The 21,933-nt window shown below is 42.2% G+C and carries 14 protein-coding genes; 7 read left to right on the top strand and 7 right to left on the bottom strand.

Features of this window, described 5'->3' with window-relative positions:
* The first annotated feature begins 29 nt into the window (after window positions 1–29).
* Entirely contained in the window at window positions 30–2,165 is a 2,136-nt protein-coding gene (locus CAL7507_RS25120) for a sensor histidine kinase (protein WP_015131294.1), read from the top strand.
* A gap of 246 nt (window positions 2,166–2,411) precedes the next feature.
* Here the strand turns inward: CAL7507_RS25120 and CAL7507_RS25115 are convergent, their stop codons facing one another.
* On the bottom strand, window positions 2,412–3,197 hold the full coding sequence (locus CAL7507_RS25115) for an FHA domain-containing protein (RefSeq protein WP_015131293.1): 786 nt from the start codon (window positions 3,195–3,197) through the stop codon (window positions 2,412–2,414).
* Window positions 3,198–3,524: 327 nt separating this feature from the next.
* Window positions 3,525–3,752, bottom strand: coding sequence for an ATP-binding protein (locus CAL7507_RS25110; protein WP_042341573.1), 228 nt, complete (start codon window positions 3,750–3,752; stop codon window positions 3,525–3,527).
* Window positions 3,753–3,980: 228 nt separating this feature from the next.
* Here CAL7507_RS25110 and CAL7507_RS25105 point away from each other — a divergent pair, with 228 nt between their 5' ends.
* Window positions 3,981–5,960, top strand: coding sequence for an aspartate kinase (locus tag CAL7507_RS25105; protein WP_015131292.1), 1,980 nt, complete (start codon window positions 3,981–3,983; stop codon window positions 5,958–5,960).
* On the opposite strand, the gene CAL7507_RS25100 is transcribed toward CAL7507_RS25105, so the two are convergent.
* Entirely contained in the window at window positions 5,909–6,334 is a 426-nt protein-coding gene (locus CAL7507_RS25100) for a hypothetical protein (protein WP_144051259.1), read from the bottom strand. The two genes, CAL7507_RS25105 and CAL7507_RS25100, sit on opposite strands and share 52 nt — an antisense overlap.
* 464 nt (window positions 6,335–6,798) lie before the next feature.
* Here CAL7507_RS25100 and CAL7507_RS25095 point away from each other — a divergent pair, with 464 nt between their 5' ends.
* Entirely contained in the window at window positions 6,799–8,811 is a 2,013-nt protein-coding gene (locus tag CAL7507_RS25095; protein ID WP_015131290.1) for a serine/threonine-protein kinase, read from the top strand.
* Window positions 8,812–8,880: 69 nt separating this feature from the next.
* On the opposite strand, the gene CAL7507_RS25090 is transcribed toward CAL7507_RS25095, so the two are convergent.
* On the bottom strand, window positions 8,881–9,519 hold the full coding sequence (locus tag CAL7507_RS25090; protein ID WP_015131289.1) for a hypothetical protein: 639 nt from the start codon (window positions 9,517–9,519) through the stop codon (window positions 8,881–8,883).
* A gap of 220 nt (window positions 9,520–9,739) precedes the next feature.
* On the opposite strand from CAL7507_RS25090, the gene smc reads away from it, so the two are divergent.
* Both smc and CAL7507_RS25080 read left to right on the top strand, forming a co-directional pair.
* Window positions 9,740–13,474, top strand: coding sequence for a chromosome segregation protein SMC (gene smc / locus CAL7507_RS25085; protein ID WP_015131288.1), 3,735 nt, complete (start codon window positions 9,740–9,742; stop codon window positions 13,472–13,474).
* Window positions 13,475–13,532: 58 nt separating this feature from the next.
* The gene (locus tag CAL7507_RS25080; RefSeq protein WP_015131287.1) at window positions 13,533–14,519 is read left to right on the top strand and encodes a PRC-barrel domain-containing protein; all 987 of its coding nucleotides are present in this window, start codon (window positions 13,533–13,535) and stop codon (window positions 14,517–14,519) included.
* Window positions 14,520–14,656: 137 nt separating this feature from the next.
* Here the strand turns inward: CAL7507_RS25080 and cobO are convergent, their stop codons facing one another.
* Window positions 14,657–15,334, bottom strand: a complete 678-nt coding sequence (gene cobO / locus CAL7507_RS25075) for a cob(I)yrinic acid a,c-diamide adenosyltransferase (RefSeq protein ID WP_015131286.1) — start codon at window positions 15,332–15,334, stop codon at window positions 14,657–14,659.
* An 80-nt stretch (window positions 15,335–15,414) separates the two neighbouring features.
* Here cobO and CAL7507_RS33235 point away from each other — a divergent pair, with 80 nt between their 5' ends.
* Window positions 15,415–16,347, top strand: a complete 933-nt coding sequence (locus CAL7507_RS33235; protein WP_015131285.1) for an O-acetyl-ADP-ribose deacetylase — start codon at window positions 15,415–15,417, stop codon at window positions 16,345–16,347.
* A gap of 42 nt (window positions 16,348–16,389) precedes the next feature.
* Window positions 16,390–17,541, top strand: a complete 1,152-nt coding sequence (gene speY, locus CAL7507_RS25065; RefSeq protein ID WP_015131284.1) for a deoxyhypusine synthase — start codon at window positions 16,390–16,392, stop codon at window positions 17,539–17,541.
* A 372-nt stretch (window positions 17,542–17,913) separates the two neighbouring features.
* Here the strand turns inward: speY and CAL7507_RS25060 are convergent, their stop codons facing one another.
* Both CAL7507_RS25060 and CAL7507_RS25055 read right to left on the bottom strand, forming a co-directional pair.
* Window positions 17,914–18,342 carry a hypothetical protein gene (locus CAL7507_RS25060; RefSeq protein ID WP_015131283.1) on the bottom strand — a complete coding sequence of 143 codons (429 nt, stop codon included), beginning with the start codon at window positions 18,340–18,342 and terminating at the stop codon, window positions 17,914–17,916.
* 60 nt (window positions 18,343–18,402) lie between these two features.
* The gene (locus CAL7507_RS25055) at window positions 18,403–20,763 is read right to left on the bottom strand and encodes an adenylate/guanylate cyclase domain-containing protein (RefSeq protein ID WP_015131282.1); all 2,361 of its coding nucleotides are present in this window, start codon (window positions 20,761–20,763) and stop codon (window positions 18,403–18,405) included.
* Window positions 20,764–21,933 lie beyond the last annotated feature (1,170 nt).

The raw sequence follows: 21,933 nt of genomic DNA, 5'->3' as shown, positions 1-21,933 counted from the left end.
AGTTGCCGAGTAGATTAGCAGATGAAGTAATGAAATATAATAAAATTCTCTCTTTAAAATGGTTTTATAATTTATCGATTCGGCGCAAACAGCTAATTGCTTTGTTTACTTCAGAAATAATTTCTATTGTGGGATTGGTAGGAACAGGGTCTATTTTAATTATTAATGGTGGACGGAGTGTTTTAGTTAATCAAGCTAAGTCTGAACTGGCTGTGACAGAGATTAACTATAATATTAAAGTTAATCAGATGGGATTTGGTTTTCGGGGACAATCTGATAACTTGGCAATTATTGCTGCTGCCCAAAAGCATAGTCAATCCCAGAAGTTAAGCCCTGAGCTACAAGAGAAAGTCAAGAAAATATTGCAAAATGAAATAAAAGCCAGAAAAATAGAATATGCTACGTTAGTCGGGCGAGATTTACGAATTATTGTGAATGCCAATCACGATCGCACTGGAGAAATCTTTAACCCCCAGAATTTGGTGACGGAAATTTTTCGTAACCCGGAGCAAATCAAAACCAGCGAGATTGTGACTTGGGAAGAATTAGCTAAAGAGAATCCTCCTATACCACTAGGAATTGAGGGAAAAGAATCCTTAATTCGCTACACAGTCACACCAGTAAAAGATCCACAAACTCTTCAGATTATTGGTGCTTTGTTATCTGGAGACATTGTTAATCAAAAACTACCTATTGTCACTCAAACCTTAGATGCACAAGATGGCGGCTATAGTGCAATTTATTCACAATCTGCTAAGGGAGAATTGCAGTTAGCGACTGCGGCAATTGAGACAAATAATAGCAATCATCGCCAAAAAGCAGAAAACCAAAAATATTTACTAAATTTACCACTACCAAACACATCCTTATTGAAAAGCGCGATCGCCACAAAGGATAAGATTGTGACTGAGCGTATTTCTCTCCAAGGAAAGACTTATACTGTAGCTGCTAAAAAACTTGTTAACTATGCAGGGAAACCAGTCGCAGTATTGGTAAGAGGTACACCGGAAACAGATTTAAATACTCTACTCAGAGATAGTCTGTCATTACAAGCGGCGATTGCTGTTTTCACATTAATAATTGATATTGGATTAGCCGGAATTTTAACAAGAGCGATTACTCGTCCCGTCAGATATTTGACACAAGCATCTCAAAAGTTTTCCCAAGGGAACATGACAGAACGAGCAGAAGTTTTCTCTCAAGATGAAATCGGAGAACTGGCAACAAGTTTCAATTACATGGCAGAACAATTGTCATTGAGACAACAGACAAATCAACAACAAATGCAGCAACTAGAAGCTACTTTAAGAGAATTAAAAGAGACTCAAGCTCAGTTAATTCAAGCAGAAAAAATGTCTGGCTTGGGTCAAATGGTAGCAGGAATTGCCCACGAAATTAATAACCCTACTAATTTTATTCATGGCAATCTATTACATTTAACTAATTATATAAATGATATCCTCAAATTATTGCAACTATATCAGCAGTACTATCCTGAAACTAATATGGTAATTAATCAGTTCATTGAAGAGATAGATTTAGACTATTTACAGCAGGATTTACCTAAATTAATAGATTCTCTGCAGGTGGGTAGCGATCGCATTCAAAAAATCGTCCTTTCCCTTCGCAATTTCTCTCGTCTGGATGAATCTGAGCGTAAATTAGCAGATATTCACTCAGGAATTGATAGTACGTTGATGATTTTGAATCATCGCTTGAAAGTCCAACCTCATCGGTGCGCGATCGCCATCAGCAAAGAGTACGCAGACTTACCGCTGATCGAATGTTATCCTGGACAATTAAATCAGGTGTTTATGAACATCCTCAGCAATGCAATTGATGCTTTAGATGAAGCAATGGAAACCAATTCCATCCAACCCCAGATTCAGATACGTACCCAACAAATTACCCCCGAAGCAATTACTATCCATATCATAGACAATGCGTTGGGAATCTTGGAAACACAACTTGCCAAAATATTTGACCCCTTTTTTACTACCAAGCCTGTAGGTAAGGGAACTGGACTTGGTTTATCCATCAGTTACCAAATCATTACGGAGAAACATAATGGTCAGTTAGAGTGTTTATCTACACCAAACAAAGGTACAGAATTTATCATCCAAATACCCATCACCCAAAAATCTACCCCCCTGCGGGAAGGCTGACGCCAACGCAATGACTATAAATATATCTTTTGCAATCTTTCCTGATGCAGCTAAAAACCAAAGGGATAAATAAATGGTAGATGCACCCTAATTAATTTACAGCCCTCAGCCCTAGGTTGGGGGCTTTTTTAAATCAGTGAACAGTTTACAGTTAACAGTTAACAGTTATCACGGTTTCAGTCTCCCGAATTCTGACTCCCTCATTAAGACTGTATTGCACTCAACTGATAACTGATAACTGTTGAACTACTTTTTTAATAAACCCTTGATGGATTGTAAATCATAACCAAATATATTTCCATAATTAAACAGTTGATATCCAGCAATGAATAAAGCTGCTGTACCGACAATCACCAAAAGATTTACTGAAGCGAATACATTGCCAGTAAATACAATAACGCCGATTCCCAAGGCGATTAAAAGCCATCCTATATTGTGATTAAATTGTCGCTGAAAAAGAACGAAAATCCCCGCCATACATAGCAAGATACCAGGGATACGGACAAAAATCCCCACTTGGACATTGGCAGTTAAAATCACGATCGCTGCAACCATCAAAGCCATACCTATCAGCCTGCTGTTACGATTGACAGCCGCTTGCTTGCTATTCTTAGAAATTTGTGACTGCAGTTCTGTAGAGTTTGATTTCACAATGACATTTTGTTGCAGATGTTGTTTATATTGAAATATAAATGTTACTTGACTACCTTGACCTAAGTCTATTTTATCTCCTAGATTTAGCTGATAGGGAGTTAGAGGTTCTAGCTTTGTGTCGTTAAGAAATGTCCCGTTAGAACTTCCCCAATCTTCAATGAAGTAATTACTGCCATCTAGGCGAATTTGTGCATGAGTGCGAGAAACTACGTCAGCATTTGGTAAGTTGGAAACATCAATATCAGGCGGAGTTTGGTTATTTGGCTTACCAATGGTAACTGCAGACAACTTGGCTGGTAACTCAAAAGATGTGCCCGTTTGGACATGAAATAGCTCTAAACTCAGCCCTACGGTGTTGAATGTATCTAGGTTTTGCATGGCTTATCCTTTTGCAAGAGCAATTTCGCTAGCTTGCTGCGTTAATAAATAAAACAACTCCTGTCATATATTTTCCAGATTCGATGCGTGTAATTGAGTTGAGTAAAGCAGCACTATTAGCAGCAGATGAGTAGTAGACTTGGTGGATTAGTTAGCCAGTCTATTACCTCATCTTAGTTGTTAAATTATCCAGGCGATCGCCTGTTATATCGTCTCCGGTGAAAGACTTATCATGAAGACTGCAAGAAACCAGGGAGCAGGGGGGAGAAAGAGTTTTCAGGTTTTTGCACAGATGCGGGATTCATAATTAATCAGCCGGACATGATATTACATGACTGATTCAGATTTGGATACTGCTGGTCTGTTCTCCTGTCGTAAAGGAATCTCAATCCACAACTCAGTACCTTTACCTGGTTCTGATTCAAATCGCAGGAGAGCATCCCGTTTTGGCGGATCGCCCTCAGACAGAAGTCTAGGGCTATACAAACTAAACCCGCCTGCGCGGGTTTCAGAGAGTCCGTGCAGGCGGTCACTGAAAGCCGATAACTTTACCAATGCCGTGCCCGTACGATGTGTTTTTGGTTAACGCATTGCTTCAAACCAACCTTGTAGCTACGTGGGTAATTTCTTTTATGGAAGTCTCAAGTTATCTGATAAATTTATATGGGTGAAGTTTTTTAATTAAAGTGTTAATAGTTTTTTACGGCATGTTGGTGTAACAAGGATCTAAATTTCCAGAAAAAACGAGATTATCTTACTGAAAATATTAATTTTGCGTGGTTTATGCTTATAGTCCAGAAATTTGGTGGTACCTCTGTCGGTTCAGTTGAACGTATTCAAGCTGTCGCACAGCGCGTTTACAAGACTGTGAAGGAGGGAAATTCACTGGTTGTAGTGGTTTCTGCAATGGGTAAAACCACCGATGGACTGGTAAAGCTAGCCAATGGCGTTTCTACCAATCCTAACCGTCGGGAAATGGATATGCTGCTTTCGACTGGGGAGCAAGTGACGATCGCTCTCCTGAGTATGGCATTGCAGGAAATCGGACAGCCGGCAATTTCTATGACGGGCGCTCAGGTAGGAATTGTTACCGAAGCTGAACATACCCGCGCTCGGATTTTGCACATTGAAACCGATCGCTTGATGCGGCATCTTAGTCTCGGTAAGGTAGTTGTAGTGGCTGGGTTTCAAGGTATAGCCAGCACCGATGAATTAGAAATTACTACATTGGGGCGCGGCGGTTCTGACACTTCAGCGGTGGCGTTGGCGGCGGCTTTACGGGCAAATTTTTGTGAAATTTATACAGATGTGCCCGGTATTTTAACTACAGACCCACGTCTGGTTCCAGAAGCTCAACTGATGGCGGAAATCACGAGTGACGAAATGCTGGAATTGGCTAGTTTGGGAGCAAAGGTGCTACACCCACGGGCTGTGGAAATTGCCCGGAATTATGGTGTGCCCTTGGTGGTGAGGTCTAGCTGGACTGATGATCCGGGAACTTGGGTGACATCGCCGCAAGCCCCAGGGCGATCGCTTGTGAATTTAGAAATCGCTCGTCCAGTAGATGGTGTAGAATTTGACACAGACCAAGCGAAGGTTGCACTGTTGCGTGTACCCGATAAACCAGGGGTGGCAGCAAGGTTATTTGGTGAAATTGCTCGGCAAAAAGTAGACGTAGATTTAATTATCCAGTCGATTCACGAAGGTAATAGTAATGACATCGCCTTCACTGTCACCACACCAATATTAAAACGGGCAGAAGCAGTAGCTGCAGCTATCGCCCCAGCACTGAGGAATCAGTCCAACGGCAAAACCAATGAGGCTGAGGTGATGGTAGAACAGAATATTGCCAAAGTCAGTATTGCAGGGGCGGGGATGATTGGGCGTCCGGGTGTGGCGGCGCAGATGTTCGCCACCTTAGCCGCCGCAGAGGTGAACATCCAAATGATTTCTACTAGTGAAGTGAAAGTCAGTTGTGTAGTTGCATCTGCAGAATGCGATCGCGCCGTCGCCGCACTCCGGAAAGCCTTTGAGATAGAAGATGAGGAAGTAATGAGGCAGGGGGCAGGGAGCAGGGGGCAGGGGGAGATGACCTCAACCGAGAGCCGTGGAGCAGAGCAGAAAATAGGTTTGAGTCCCCCACTTCTACAAAGTGGTTCTCGTACCCTGCTCGAAGCTGGCGCAGCAAGTGGGGTTGGGGTCGAATCCCCATCTGAACTTTCTCCCCTGCTAAGAGCTCCCTGCCCCCTTGCCTCTACCCCCGTCCGTGGTGTCGCCTTAGATATGAATCAAGCGCGGCTGGCGATTCGCCAAGTGCTAGATCGTCCGGGGACAGCGGCGCGGCTATTTGGATTGTTGGCCCGTCACAATATCAGCGTTGACATGATTATTCAATCTCAGCGCTGTCGAATAGTTGATGGCGTTCCCCGACGAGATATAGCCTTTACCGTCGCCCGGATGGATGGGGAAAATACCAAGAATATACTTACGCAAGTAGCCGCAGAATTAGGATGGGGTGAAGTTGTGCTGGATAATGCGATCGCTAAGGTGAGTATCGTTGGTTCCGGGATGGTGGGGCAACCAGGTGTAGCTGCTAAGATGTTCGAGGCTTTAGCTCAACATCAAATTAATATTCAAATGATTGCTACCTCAGAAATCAAAATTAGCTGTGTAGTACCGCAAGAGCAAGGTGTAGAGGCTTTGCAAGCTATTCACAGCGCTTTTGGGCTGGCTGGTAACGAAAAATTCGTAGTTCCAGCGTAAGTACTGAGTAGGGTTTCTTGGGTGCGATCGCTGATCATCATCTCACTATCTAGACCAAAGCTGAAGTCTTTGCCAGGTTCTAAGCCTATATTCACTAACATTTGAAAAACTTGATTTTGGGCTTTTCGCTGTATTTCTTCATATCTAGATTGCCCTAAAAAAGTTTGCCAAAACCAACTATAACTATCAGCATCACATTCAAGCATCACCTCATTAACAATCAAATCGGTTAACTTATCAGCCCCCAGAATTTTTCGCCCCTGCGCCATAAAAATCTGGATAGCAGCTATGTTACGGTGCTGGAGTGCCTTGATTAATTGACGCTTTGCCGTAGTAGCCTGGTTTTTATGTAGTTCAAATATGTGGATTTTCAATCTTTTATTTGGGATTTATAATGATTTGAATTAGCATCTTACTGAGTAATTTCACTGATTTTTATCGGGAAATATATCTCTAATTTCACCCATCCCTAACAATATCAGGGTAAATTTGAGAAAGAAGTTATCTTTCACCTTTTAACTAATTTAGTTAGAGATCACATTACCAAATTATAGATATTTTTTGGGTATCATACAGTTACAAAAATCTGGTTTCTGGAAATTTATCAACCATGACAACCCAGTTTCTCAGCTTTGGTTGAGAATGATGCAAAATACACCATTTTTCAGGTCAATGAAGTCCACGAGTCAGGGCGATCGCTTTGACTGTAGACTACGTTAAAACCCTAATTTCCCAGAAATTCGCCTTTTTTGGTTTTTCTATATAAAAATTAAAATTTAATCAGTAATAATACGCAAGCTATAATCAGATAATTCCATGTAAAACTATTTTTATTTTCATGAATAGTCAGCTTCTGGATGCACGTTACCGAATATTAACAGTCCTGAGTGCGGGGGAAGTGGCACAAACCTACTTGGTGGAGGATACTAGGCTTCCTAGCAGCCCATATATATTGAAGCAGCTACATCCCGCTAGTAACAATCCCCAAGCTCTAAAAATTCTGCGCCGCTTGTTTGCATCTGAAGCAGCAACCTTAGAAAAGCTTGGTCAAGAACACGACCAAATCCAGAAGCTAGTGGCTTATTTTGAAGAAAATGAAGAATTTTACCTAGTTCAAGAATTCATTCCTGGCTTACCTTTAACTGAAGAAATTTTATTGGGAACCCCTCTGACAGAAGACCAAGTCATTAATCTGTTAACAGAGATATTAGAAATTTTGGTATTTGTGCATAGTAATCAGGTGATTCACCAAGATATTAAGCCTGCAAATATTATTCGCCGAAAATCAGACGACAAGTTAGTTTTAATTGACTTTGGTGCTGTTAAAGAAATTGTGACAACTATCGTTGGTAATCTCGAATATATACCAGTAGAACAATTACATGGAAACTTTCAATACAACAGTGATATATATGCTTTAGGTATAGTGGGTATTGCTGCTATAATGGGCTTAACGGCTAACGAAATAGCTATATTGCCTAGTCAAAAAAATCTTTTAACTGGTGAAATTGTCTGGCGGAATCGCCACTCACAAGTTAATAAAAATCTGGCAAAAATTATTGATAAAATGGTGCGTTTTGATTTTCGTAAACGTTACCAATCGGCAATAGAGGTTTTGCATGATTTACAGCAGCTAAATAATCCTGAACATCAGCAGAAAAATTTAAAATCAAAAAAAATCAAACTGATTCTGACGGGTATAGCTGGCTGTATTGCTGTGAGCATTGCAGCGTGGTTTTTCCTGACACCGAAACCCGTAGGTAATGCAAAAGAAATCTATCAGCGGGGAGTAGGAAAATATGAGATAGGCAATTACAGTGGGGCAGTCAAAGATTTAACTCAGGCTATTGAACTCAATCCCAAAAATGCGTTAGCTTATAATCGCCGGGGTGATGCGTTTTATCGGTTAGGAGAATATCAAAAAGCACAAGCGGACTCTAGTAAGGCTATTCAGCTTAATCCTCGTGATGCTAATGCTTACTATGACCGAGGGTTTACGTTTTATGAATTAGGAAAATATCCAGCAGCGATCGCCGACTACACCAAAGCAATTACACTAAATTCTCGGAATGCATACGCTTATTATGGACGAGGTATCGCTCGTGTGCAGATGAAGGATCATCAAGGAGCATTTGGGGATTTCAGCAAAGCGATCGCTCTTAAATCCAATTATACCGAAGCCTACTTGCAACGGGGCATTATTCGCCGTCGCCTGAAACAAAAACAAGCCGCAATTCAGGATTTGGATGCAGCCATCGAGCTTAATCCTAATGATGCTAAAGCTTATTATCAACGAGGATTAGCTCAATTTAGTAATCAACAAAAACATGCTGCAGTGAGTGATTTTACCAACGCCATCAATCTCAGTCCTAAATATATCGAAGCTTATTTGAGTCGTGGAGATGCTCATAGTGAATTAGGTAATAAATTGGAGGCGACTGCAGATTATAATAAAGTTTTACAGATTAACCCAAAATCATCCATAGCTTACGTCCGCAGAGGCGCTCACCGCTTTTCTTTTGGAGATGTTCAAGGGGCAATTAAAGATTATACCCAAGCAATTAAGCTAGACTCTAAGAATGCTGCGGCTTATAATAACCGAGGAAATGTCCATTTGGAACGGGGAAATCAAAAAGCTGCGAGCGAAGATTATTCCCAGGCGATTAAAGTTAATCCTAGCTATGCTTTAGCCTATTATAACCGGGGTCTAATTAAGGCTAAACAAGGAAATCGAGCAAGTGCGATCGGAGATTTTCAGCAAGCAGCAAAACTATTTGAAAAAAAGGGGAATAAAGAGGGTTATCAAGATGCACAGTCACAGATTAAATTATTACAACCACAATTAAAGTAAGTGACTACCCCTGAATCTTAAAAGGGAGATGACTGATGACTGTTGACTGTTGACTGGATTTACACTTACTTATAACTTACAGATTGCTTTCAGAATTTGCAACAATTCAAATGCAGATTCAGCACGAGTTATATCTAGTTTTGGGAATAGTTGATAAGTTGGGGGATTACTTTGTTGCAAATAAGCAAATTGATAATCCATCCCATTAGTAGTTAAACCCCAAACAGATGTTTGATGCTCTAAACTTTTATATGCATAGGTGAGTAATTGCGGCAACCCCTCTGAGGAATTAATGCTGCTATTTTTAGATTCAATTACCACAATCCAAAATGGTGTCGATACTGTTCTACCTTGGGTTATATTGACAGCTAAAATGTCAATTCTGCCTTTAATATTTGTATCTTCATCTTCGACGTGAATATCATCAATATTTTCTTCTAGGGTAATTTTAATATTGGGCTGATAAAAACCAGCTAATTTCATTAATGGTGCGAGGAAAAGAAATTTTATTTGCCCTTCGGAGATTGTACCTCCTGCGTAATAACTGCGAAATACATTGCGGATTTCTAATAATTCTTGTCGTTCAAATTCTGTGAGAGGTTCCAGAGATAATAATGATGTAATTGAGCCGTTCAACTGCTCTTGGAATTTTAAGAACCCCTGAACATCTTCCAGTCTGAGGTTTCTGGCGTTTATAGTAGTCGTCATTGCTGGCCTCCAGTCTCAGGAAATGCTTCTTGCTGCATCCTGGCTATAATGCTATCACTCTATCTATGTCTATAATCTATTTGTCAGCCACACTAAGGACTGAGGTCATACTAAAGATGCTAGAGCAAAAGCAGAAATCTGGAATTTTCTTTGGTAAAATGTTGCGAATCCCTAGTTAATTGATACACTTTATCTTCATTAGCCCAGTTATCTAGCGCCTATGGTCCACATTAAGCGTGTGGAGCTTACCAACTTTAAATCTTTCGGTGGTACTACCCAGGTTCCTTTGCTGTTGGGTTGTACTGTCATATCTGGGCCGAATGGTTCTGGTAAGTCGAATATTCTCGATGCATTGCTGTTTTGTTTAGGACTTGCTAGTTCTAAGGGTATGCGCGCCGATCGCCTCCCGGATTTGGTGAATAATACTCAAACGTCGAAGGGACGTTCTACGGTGGAAGCTAGTGTGACGGTGACGTTTGATATTTCGGATATCTCACGCAAAGGCGCAGAGTCGCAGAGGGAGGAAGGTGAGGAAATAGAAGAAGACAATCCAAAATCTAAAATCCAAAATCTAAAATCGACAGATGAGGAAGCAGAAGAAGACAATCCAAAATCCAAAATCCAAAATCTAAAATCGACAGATGAGGAAGCAGAAGAAGACAATCCAAAATCCAAAATCCAAAATCTAAAATCGACTGAATGGAGTGTGACAAGAAGGCTCAGGGTGACTCACCAGGGGACTTATACGTCGAATTACTATATTAATGGTGAAGCCTGTACGCTGACGGAGTTGCATGAGGAGTTGCAAGCGCTGCGGGTTTATCCTGAAGGGTACAATGTGGTGCTGCAGGGGGATGTGACTAGTATTATCTCGATGAATGCACGGGAACGTCGGGAAATTATTGATGAGTTGGCTGGGGTAGCGGCTTTCGATCGCAAGATTAATCAAGCTAAGGGTACTTTGGATGAGGTGAAGGAGAAGGAGGATAGCTGTCGGATTATTGAGACGGAGTTAACTGTGCAGCGCGATCGCCTTTCTCAAGATAGAGCCAAAGCCGAAAAATATCAAAAACTCCGCACGGAATTCTTGGCTAAACAATCTTGGGAGGCGGTTTTATCTTGGCGTTCTCTCCAAGCACAGCAGGAGAAATTAGTCAATCAAATTCAAACGGGCGATCGCTCTTTTGCGGAATTCACTGCTGAATTGACGACTCTGAATGCGGCGATTGAGCAGAAAACTGTGGAACTTGAGCAACTCAACGCCCATGTAAAGGCTTTGGGAGAAGATGAACTGTTGGCGGTGCAATCTACCCTCGCTACTCAAGAAGCGGAACGTAAGCAATTGGCGCGTCAACAAGTGGAGTTAAATACCGCTACCCAGGAAACTGCAAAACGTCTCACGCAACAAGCGCAGGAAATTACACAACACCAAAATTCTCTCGCAGAAATCGCTGCCACCCAGGTTGAACAGACGGGATTAATCGCGTCTTTGCAACAGCAACGGGATGAGGCGCGACAAGCTTTAGAAAGTTCTAGAGCAGCAGCAGCGGCGATCGCATCGGCTTCGGAGGCTTGGGTACAGCAACAAACAGCTTTAAATCGGCAAATTGAGGCTTTGCTGCAAATTTTGGAACCCCAACGCACTGAACAAGCGCAACTGAGTGAACGTAACGATCAACTGCGACAGCAAATCGATGAACAGTCCCAACAGATTTTAATCATAGAACCAGAGTTATTAGTAAAGCAAGCTGAGTGTAGGGGCATTGAAACGGAATTTAATACTTCTAGTGAACCCATTCAAAATTTAGCCCAAAGTCTTGCAGCCACAGAACAAGAACTGCAAATCCAACAGGAAACCCAAAAGCGGCTTTTGCAAGAACAACGGGAAAAACAACGGCAATTAGATAAATTGGAGGCGCAAGCGCAAGCACAGCAAGAAGTCCAAGGGACTCAAGCTAGTAAGGTGATTTTACAATCGGGAATGCCTGGGCTTTGTGGCTTGGTGGTGCAGTTGGGCAAGGTGGAACCCCGCTATCAACTGGCTTTGGAAATTTCTGCTGGTGGGCGTTTGGGACATATTGTGGTGGAAGATGACAGCATCGCCGCTGCGGGGATTGAACTGCTCAAACAGAAGCGGGCGGGAAGGGCGACTTTTTTACCGTTAAATAAGGTTCATGCACCCAAGTTTACCCAGGATGCAACGCTGCGTTATGCAAACGGTTTTGTTGGCTATGCAGTGAATTTAGTTGAGTGCGATCGCCGTTTTCAAGATGTATTTAGCTATGTTTTCGGCAATACGGTGGTATTTACCTCCCTGGAACAGGCGCGGAAAAATATCGGACTGTACCGCATCGTCACTTTAGATGGGGAATTGTTGGAAACTAGCGGGGCGATGACTGGCGGGAGCAATACCCAGCGTTCAGCTTTGCGGTTTGGCAATGTGGAGGCGACGGAATCTGAGGAAGTCGCTAATTTAAGAAGTCGGTTGGTGGATATCGAGCGGGTTTTGGAGCGTTGTCATGAGGCGATCGCTTCTTTATCAGTCAAAGCTAAACAACTGGCGCAGGAAGTGACAGAAGCACGTCAAGCAAGGCGAGAACAGCAATTACAACTAGAACAGTTGCACAAAGAAATTAAGAGTTTGACGGCGCAGTTAGAGGGGACGCGATCGCAACTCGCCCAAAATAACGAAAAATTTGCCACGGCTCAATCCCGGTTGGAGGTTTTATATCGGGATTTACCGGGAAAGGAAACGCAACTGCAACAATTAAGACAGGAGTTGTCAGAGTTAGAAGCATCGCAAACTCCCAGTGAATGGCAACAAATCCAGGTAATCATTAAAAGTCAAGAGCAACAATTGCAACAACGGGAGGCGGAATTAAGAGAAGCCGAACAAAGATGCAAAAATCTGGAAAATCAACAACAGCGATCGCAAGAAAAAATCCAAGAAGCCGAACAGCGAATTTTAGAATACCAGCGTGAGCAAGAGACGCAACAAAATCAACTAAAATTACTCAGCACTCAGCACTCAGTACTCAGCGCTCTAATTACAGAAACTCGCGCTACCCTGAGTCAGATGGAACAGAATCTGGGAGCAGAGAAGCAAAAACGCGACGCTACAGAACAGGAATTGCGATCGCATCTCCTGCGTCAACAACAATTGGAATGGGAACTGCAAAAACTCCAAGAAACCCAACTGAAGCAGCGTGAGGAATTAGTCGCCGTCAAAGCCCAACTGCAAACCTTAGCCGCCGAATTACCCAGTCCCCTCCCAGAAGTGCCAGATAAAGTAGACTTAGAAGAATTGCAGAAAGAATTGCGATCGCTTACCAAACGTCTCCAAGCAATGGAACCAGTAAATATGCTGGCCTTGGAAGAATACGAACGCACACAAAACCGCCTGCAAGAACTGACGCAAAAGTTACAAACCCTAGAAGGCGAAAGAACAGAACTGCTTTTACGGATTGAAAACTTTACTACATTGCGACAACTCGCTTTTAAAGAAGCCTTTGACGCTGTTAACGAAAACTTTCAATCAATCTTTGCCACCTTATCTGACGGTGATGGCTACTTGCAACTCGATAACACCGAAGATCCCTTTAACAGCGGCTTGAATTTAGTCGCTCACCCCAAAGGCAAACCCGTACAGCGCCTAGCTTCCATGTCAGGAGGCGAAAAATCCCTCACAGCCTTGAGCTTTATCTTTGCCCTACAACGCTACCGCCCATCGCCATTTTACGCCTTCGACGAAGTAGACATGTTCTTAGATGGAGCAAACGTTGAACGATTAGCTAGAATGATTAAACAACAAGCACAACAAGCACAATTTATAGTTGTGAGTTTGCGTCGTCCGATGATAGAATCAGCCGAACGCACAATTGGCGTTACTCAAGCACGGGGAGCCTACACCCAAGTTTTGGGCATTAAATTGCGAACCGACAATACATCTGCTTGAGTTTTTGTTAATAATAGTGTATAGATAAACCGGATTCGAGATCAGGACTCCGTATAGAATGACCTCTGAACAGATAATTAGGCGTTCCGACATATTAAACACTCAGGTGATTACCCGCGACAACGGCAAGCGGTTAGGCATCGTCAGTCAAGTCTGGGTTGATATTGATCAACGAGAGGTTGTGGCTCTTGGCTTACGAGACAGCCTGATCTCTATCTCTGGCATACCCCGGAATATGTACCTTAACAGTATCAACCAAATTGGTGACGTCATTTTGGTTGATAACGAAGACGTAATAGAAGATATTGAAATTGAATCTCTTAGCAACCTGATTAACTGGGAAGTAATTACAGAAACAGGTGAAGTTCTCGGCAAGGTGCGGGGCTTCAAATTCAATGGCGAAACAGGTAAACTTCACTCTATAGTCATCGCTGCTTTCGGATTACCCCAAATTCCCGAACAAGTGCTGAGTACCTATGAACTATCAGTAGAAGAAATCGTCAGCACTGGCCCCAGTCGGTTGATTGTGTTTGAAGGCGCTGAAGAACGAGTCAATCAGTTGACAGTCGGTGTGCTAGAGCGTCTGGGTATTGGTAAAGCGCCTTGGGAACGAGACGCAGAAGAAGAATATGGCTACAGTGCGCCCCGCGCAGTTGCATCAGACAAACAACTCCCCAGTGGAGTCCCATTGCAGCCACCTAAGCAAAAAATCCGCATTCCCGAACCTGCAGCACGGGAAGAATGGGATGAGGACTATATAGAAGAAGAACGTCCACAGCGCCAGGTGATGCAAGCGCGTCAGTATGAATCCATTCAATATGACGAAGACGACGACGAAGACGACAACTGGAGCGAAGCCACAGATAAAGACAGGTATGAGCAACCACCCAAGTTTGAAGCTCAACCTTATAAAAAGCAATACGTCGATGAATACGACAATTATGATGTCGAAGGCGATGCTTGGGATGATGCACCAAAACCAGTGAATATTCCTAAAAAAGTTAAAGAGAAACAGCCAGAATACGAAGAAGAAGGCGGATATTAGGTTCAGTGAACAGTTATCAGTGATCAGTTATCAGCTAGAGTCTCCCAAGTCTCATGGTTACTGAGCAGTTCGACAGGTTTGCTGTGAGACTTTTTCAAAAAACCTTGATAACTGTTAACTGTTCACTGTTCACTGATTTAATACTCGATCCCTGGTTGTGCTTTTACGCCTTGATTTTTGAAGGGATGTTTCACTAGGGTCATTTCTGTAACCAAGTCGGCTCGCTCAATTAAAGCAGTAGGTGCGCCTCGTCCGGTAAGAATCACGTGCTTATCTGCTGGTTTTTGTGCCAAACCTGCTAACACTTGTTCAACTTGTAAATAACCCATTCTCAGAGCAATATTGATTTCATCTAACAGCACCAGTTTAAAATCTGGGTTGCGGATGTATTCTAAGGATTTTTCCCAAGCGGCGCTAGCTTTATCAAGATCGCGATCGCGATCTTGGGTTTCCCAGGTGAAGCCTTCTCCCATAGCATGAAATTCTAGCTGGTCTTGCCAATTGCTAAACACCCGTTTTTCTGAAGGTTCCCAAGCACCTTTGATGAATTGGACGATCGCCACTTTATACCCATGACCAAGCGATCGCAATACCATTCCTAAAGCTGCGGTCGTTTTACCTTTACCATTACCAGTATTAACAATAATTAATCCTTTTTCTGGAGCAGCTTCCGCAATGCGTTTATCCTGAACTTCTTTGCGGCGCTGCATCTTTTGGCGGTACTGTTCATCACTGAGAGTTGAAGACATTACCTCATCAATCACACGTGCTAGCTCTTGATCTGAATCTAATTCTTGTGGGGTGTCGTTTTTCATCAATCTTGTTTGGGAATACTGGCAAGAATTTTCACAATGGATAGAATGAAGTACAATTTTAGTTAACTTACATTTTGTAGATGTCCAGTCAAATTACATGGGAAAATATTGAAGCCCTATTAGCTTTTTCAACATTATTTTTGCATAAAAATGTAAAGTTATATGACATACAAACCGAGCCATTAACTTTAGATCCTTACTCTTATTCTAAAGAATTTAATAAGTTTATTGCGTCGCTTTACGAACAAAATTTTATTATTTCCTTTGCTTGGACATCTTGGCAGGATGAAGCTCAAGGTTTTATAACTAATCCAGAATTATTAACATTAGCTGACATTTCCACATTGCAGAAATTGTTCACAACTCACGTTCGTCAAGAGCTATTTTGTAGCGGTCATTTAGCTGCAATGATTATAAATTGTCACTTTTTAGCAATATTTAACCGACTGCGAGCAATCTACACAGATTTTGACAAAAACGATGAACCCAAGATGAACAAGCAAACATCAGTTATTCAAGGCGATATTACTCAGTTACAAATAGACGCTATTGTCAATGCAGCAAATGAAGAATTAATGCCGGGTGGGGGTGTATGTGGTGCAATTCATCGTGCAGCGGGGCCTAGTCTTTGGGAAGAATGTCGTCAGCTTAAAGGCTGTAAAACGGGTGAAGCTAAGATCACAAAAGGTTATAATCTCCCGGCTCAATGGGTAATTCATACCGTGGGCCCGGTATGGGAAGGTGGAAGTTATGGTGAGGATGAGTTGTTAGCCAGTTGTTATCGCCGCAGTTTAGCTTTGGCGGAAAAACACCAAATTAAAGCGATCGCCTTCCCAGCTATTAGCACGGGTGTTTTTGGCTTTCCAGTGGAACGCGCTACTAAAATAGCTGTTGCTGAAGTTAATAAGTTTTTACACAGCCATAACTCCGTAGAACAAGTAATTTTTGTCTGTTTTGGACAAAATACCTACGATTACTACTTAAAGCTCATGCCAGAAATCACTGAAAGCTAGTTACCATTAGATTCGGCGTGTCTAGTTTTCGGGAGTGCAACAATGTCAAAACAGCGGGGTCAAAAAATCGCACCAGTACCTTTGTCAACTGATATCGGTGTGGTGGATTTGATTGATAATTACTTCACCGCTTACAACTCGGCACGATTGCGGGAAATCTGCCAACTGCTGAGTCGTGATGTGTTTCAGGGTGATGTGACGGTGGGTGTGAGTCTTTCCGGCGCGATGACACCAGCCGGATTTGGGGTTTCTGCACTTGCACCCTTGATTCGCAACGGTTTTATTGACTGGATGATTAGCACTGGTGCGAATCTTTACCACGATATGCACTATGGCTTAGGTTTTGAATTGTTTGCTGGTAGTCCGTTTTTGGATGATGTCAAGCTGCGTGAGGAAGGCACTATCCGCATTTATGACATCATTTTCGGCTACGATGTGCTGTTAGAGACAGATGCTTTTATCCGCAAGATTCTCCAAGCCGAACCCTTCCAGAAACGGATGGGTACCGCTGAATTTCACCATCTGCTAGGTAAGTATGTCCGGGAAGTGGAAAAGCAATTAGGAGTCAAGCATTCTTGTTTGCTGGCTACAGCCTATGAGTATGGCGTACCGATTTATACGTCATCACCTGGTGATAGTTCTATTGGCATGAACGTAGCAGCTTTAGCGTTGGAAGGTTCTCAATTAGTGTTAGATCCTTCAATTGATGTGAATGAGACTGCAGCGATCGCCTACAATGCCCGAGAAGGAGAAGGGAAAAGTGCGGCAGTAATTATCGGTGGCGGTAGTCCGAAAAACTTTTTGCTACAGACTCAACCGCAAATCCACGAAGTATTAGGCTTAGAAGAACGGGGACACGACTACTTTGTCCAGTTTACCGATGCGCGTCCTGATACCGGTGGTTTATCTGGGGCAACACCCTCAGAAGCTGTGAGTTGGGGTAAGATTGACCCAGAAGAATTACCCAGCACCATTGTTTGTTACACCGATAGCACAATAGCGCTACCTTTAGTCACGGCATATGTTCTCAATCAGTGTCAGCCTCGCACGTTGAAGCGAATATATGACAAGCGAGAAGCAATTTTGGCGACATTACAGAAAGACTATTTAGCAGCTAAAGCACAGTCATCTGTAGCTGAAACTGCTTCTCAAGGAGTAGCTACTTATCCTTGTGGTACGCCCATGAGGAAATAGCGAAGTAGGGGCACGGCATCCTAAATTATTTTAGACAAGCAGACGATTTTACTAGTGCCGTGCCCCTATTTTTACGGGCAGTAAGTAGTCTATCGCATTAATTTTGGTAGTTATATAGCGGTTCTCAGTCGGATGCAACACAAGCGAGGGCGGGGAAAACCATTGGTGTCAACTTAAGCCACAGACGGCTTATTGCAAGGCTTACCTACTAATAGGCAAAGTTTACTAAAGTAAACTGGGGATAAGTGATAATTTTTAGTCATCTTGAGATGACTTTTGCTATGAGACTCAGAATTCATTCTGAGGCGGGCTATGAGTTTCGCGTTAAGTTGACACCAATGGGGGAAAACCCGCCCCTACGGGCTTGGCGTTTTAATTGCTAGCTGGTTCGGTGTATTCGCAAAAAATATTGAGTCCGATTTTGAGGATATATAATACAACAACGGTAGCGATCGCTGGATCAAGAGGCAAGCCGTGGGCGGTTGCTACACCTACAAGGGAAACTATCAATCCTGTCAATAAAGGTGTACTGCCTGGGTTTTTAGTGTATTCTTGAATTTGTCCGCGAAAGCCATCATCACCACAGACTTCCTGACGCAATACTTTTAAAGTTGTTTGCCAAAGAGATTTACCTTCTGGCTCGACTACCACGCCATGCTGATCTACCCAAAGTTCATCAACAGAAGTGTCACAATTGCCATTGTGTTTTTCGAGAACGTTTAGGGCGTGCTGTGCAGGGGCATAATCTTGCAAAACTTCCCGTGCGAGATTAATTTCAGTGCTGCTTAATTGAGCATCCATAGTTTACTCTCATTTTTAAGTTAGCACTGGCAAAATTTAGTGCTTCACAATCAGAGTTTATTACTTTCTTCCAATCAACAGATAAGTCGTCATCTTTCCTTCACCTTTGACGGCAATTTCACCGCATTTTTCTAACACAAATTTGTGACGTAGCCGTTGATATGTCTCTGCTGTAACTTGAATTTTGCCAGTAAAACCTTGGGATTGCATAATGCTCGCAATATTGATTGTATCTCCCCAGGTGTCGTGGGTGAATTTTTCTAGACTAATTGCAACTACAAGGCTACTATGAATACCGATGCGGATGTTGAGTGATTGGCGATTTTCGACATTCAATATAGCGATCGCTGTTTGCATATCTATGGCCATTTGGGCGATCGCTGGGGCATGACTACCCATTACTATATAAGCATCGCCAACTGTCTTGATTTTCTCTAAGCTATATTTTGCCATCAGGCGATCAAAAGCGGCAAAAATTGAGTTGAGTACATTTACCAGTTGCATGGCACTCACATCAGCAGCCATTTCAGTCAAGCCAACAATATCTGCAACTAAAACTGTCACCTCTCTCAAATCTCCTGTAATACTTTCTGGTTGTTGTTGCAGGTCGCTTGGTAAGATATTCTGTGTTAAGTGTTCCGTCTGTTCCTGTTGTTGGCGTAGTGCTGTTTCCGCTGCCAATCGCCGGGTAATGTTGCGGAAAATACCGCGAGTTGCCACTGGCTTACCTTCGACAAATTTGCAGTTAATATTCCCTTCTAGGTAGATTGTTTGACCATCTTTAGTAATGAATGCAGTTTGCAGTTGTTCTAGCTTTTCCCCTAACATAGCGCGATAAAATTGTTGCCGACTCTGTGTTTTAAAATCAGAGTGGATGATTTCAAAAACGTTCATATTAGCAATTTCAGCTTCGCTATATTTCAAGGTATTTCGCCATGCATCATTAACATATAAAAACCGACCATAAACATTAACAGATTGAATCAAGTCATTAGCATTCTCCAATAAATCTCGATATTGTTCCTCACTTTCTATTAAAGCTGCTTCTGCCTGTTTACGTTTGATGAAATGGGAGATTTGACTACCCACAGACACCATCATTTGCAGTAGTTCTACATCTTTAGGTTGTGCTTCTCGACTGAAGAAAGTCATGACACCCAAAATTTTACTTTCGTCGAGAATAGGAAAGCCAAAGGCAGCGTGTAATCCAGCGGTTGCGGCTGGTTGCGATCGCTGCAAGTCATGATCATCCGCTATATCCTTAATCCAACAGGGCGATCGTCTTACCCAAATCTTCCCAGGTAAGCCGACGCCAGAGTTATAAGTAGTCTGCCAAGTGATTGCTTTAAACTCCCGCACAGAAACTACTCGACTTGACCAAATTTCTACACACCTCAGGACTGCGTTGCTACTATCTTGCTGCACTCGTCTGGTGATATATTCAGTTGGTGTCCATAATTCACCTAAATCCCATCCCAGAGTTTGACAAATTGCCTGCAAAATTTTCGGCATTGCCTGCTTAATACTTTGTGACTCTGATAAAATTTGGGTAATCGCATACTGGGCACAAATCCTCTGTTCTCGGCGTTGGCGAGTAGTAATATCTCGTCCAATATAGACAATATCCTCTAAGCCTTCTATCTTTCTGTGAATAACTGAACAAGAAAAAGCAATTAATAGCTTGTCCTGCCTTTTGTTGCGGCAAACAACCTCTATATTCTGGAAGTAATGCTGAAATAATATATTTTGTCGAACAGCATTTTGGACTAATTGATGATCGTCAATTATTAATGATATTGACTGACCAATTAATTCTGTTTCACTAAAACCAAATAATTTCTGGGCTGCAAAATTAGCTTTTTTTATCTTTCCGGCATTACTTGTCACCAACAAGGCATCTGCCATTGTAGTGATCACTTGATCCATGTAATTTTTGTATGCCATTAAGGCATTTGATAACAGATTGGCTTCATTAGCTCTCTGTGCTAACTTTTGTTTTAAAGCCATCGTTTCGGTTATATCCTCAATGAGGATAATTAATCTGCTTTCTGATTTGATTTCTCGTTGTTCGCCAATGATATATATATTCATATAGACATCGGCTTGATTCTCGGAACATCGTCCAATCCCTTCTAACTCAAAAAGTTCCTGTTCTCCTTGCAGAATATCTTTTAAAATATCTTCCAAACCGATAAATTCAGGAAAACTGAGGCGAATATCTTTAAGTAGCACCACTTCTTCAGGGCGATCGGCAAACCTTTGCACTTGCTCAGATAGCTCTACAATGCGAAGATGCTCATCTAGTTCCAGGCGTTCAAATTTGCGTGGAAATGAAGATTTATTAAAAATCCGATCTAATACCTGGTATTTCATTGTGGTGTGGGAATAGGCACTGGAATCGTCTTGTAAAGCTGAATTCATCAGGAATAGGGCACTTGAGGCGGGAGAAAGACAAACTTTCAACCGGCCATATAACCTCCTTACTCCAGTGAGAACTCAAGACTCAGGATTCAGGACTCAAAATTCACAATTCAGCACCACTGATGACTCTGTAAGCCATTCTTTCAAATATTCGGTCAATACACAAGCCTTTTTGACCAAAACCTTTCCAATAGTCTCATACTCACCGTTGTTTATGCAACTGCTATTAATTGAAACAATATCCTATTTACCAGGAGCTAAATTTGAGTTATTAATCCCGACTACAAGCCATGCTGTCGGCGCTATCGAAAGTATTACCCTTGATTTGAATGATATTTGATATCATGCTCTTAGCAAAACTCCTATTTCAACGAGTGTAAAAATGCCTAAATTAATTAGGAGAAAAATTTTAATTATTTAAAAGTATAAGTTTTAGTGTAAGAATTGCCAGATTTAGATTGACAAATTCTCTAAAAAATTGGGAATTTTGTTGTTCATGAATGATATGTAATTAAGCTCTGACATACTAAAAATATATGCCTCATACCTATTTTGTATGAAGATGCACATAATAATACCCCCCTGTAGTCCCCCCTTGGTAAGCTACGGTGTACACACAAGTACTATCTGAAAGGGTTTCAGGCATTATAGACCCCTTAAATTGTCATTACGAGCGGAGCGAAGTAATCGCATAGTCCCGTGGTTTTTGCGATTGCTTCGTCGTTCCTCCTCGCAATGACAGGCTTCTAGAGCGATCGCGCGACCAAAAGCTAGATGAGGAAACCAAATACTAGGGGTAATTTCACGACTTGTGTGTACACCGTAGCCTTGGTAAGGGGGGACGGCGATAGCCGGGGGGTGAATTATATGCAGCTTCACAAAGAAACGGTATCACAGATTAGTTTAGTATAGATGCGACTGACTTATGCTTATGGGTTGGGCGATCGCTGCTCACCTGTCTTGACACCAGAACTAGCGCCGTTCTCAAGCATAAATAGATAAACCCAGCAGGGGCTACATAATAAAACCGCCTGCCAGGTCAATGTCGTATATTCTGGCCATGTTTGATCAGATTAGCGCTTATTTGTAAAAAATAATGCTTTATCCCTAGTTAAGATAACCAAATCACTGGTGCAAAATGGTTAAGAAAAGCCAAGCATGAGATTAATT

The sequence above is a fragment of the Calothrix sp. PCC 7507 genome, assembly GCF_000316575.1.
Classification (GTDB): domain Bacteria; phylum Cyanobacteriota; class Cyanobacteriia; order Cyanobacteriales; family Nostocaceae; genus Fortiea.
The sequence above is the reverse complement of the archived record's forward strand: the minus strand, read 5'-3'. Positions and strand labels throughout refer to the sequence as shown.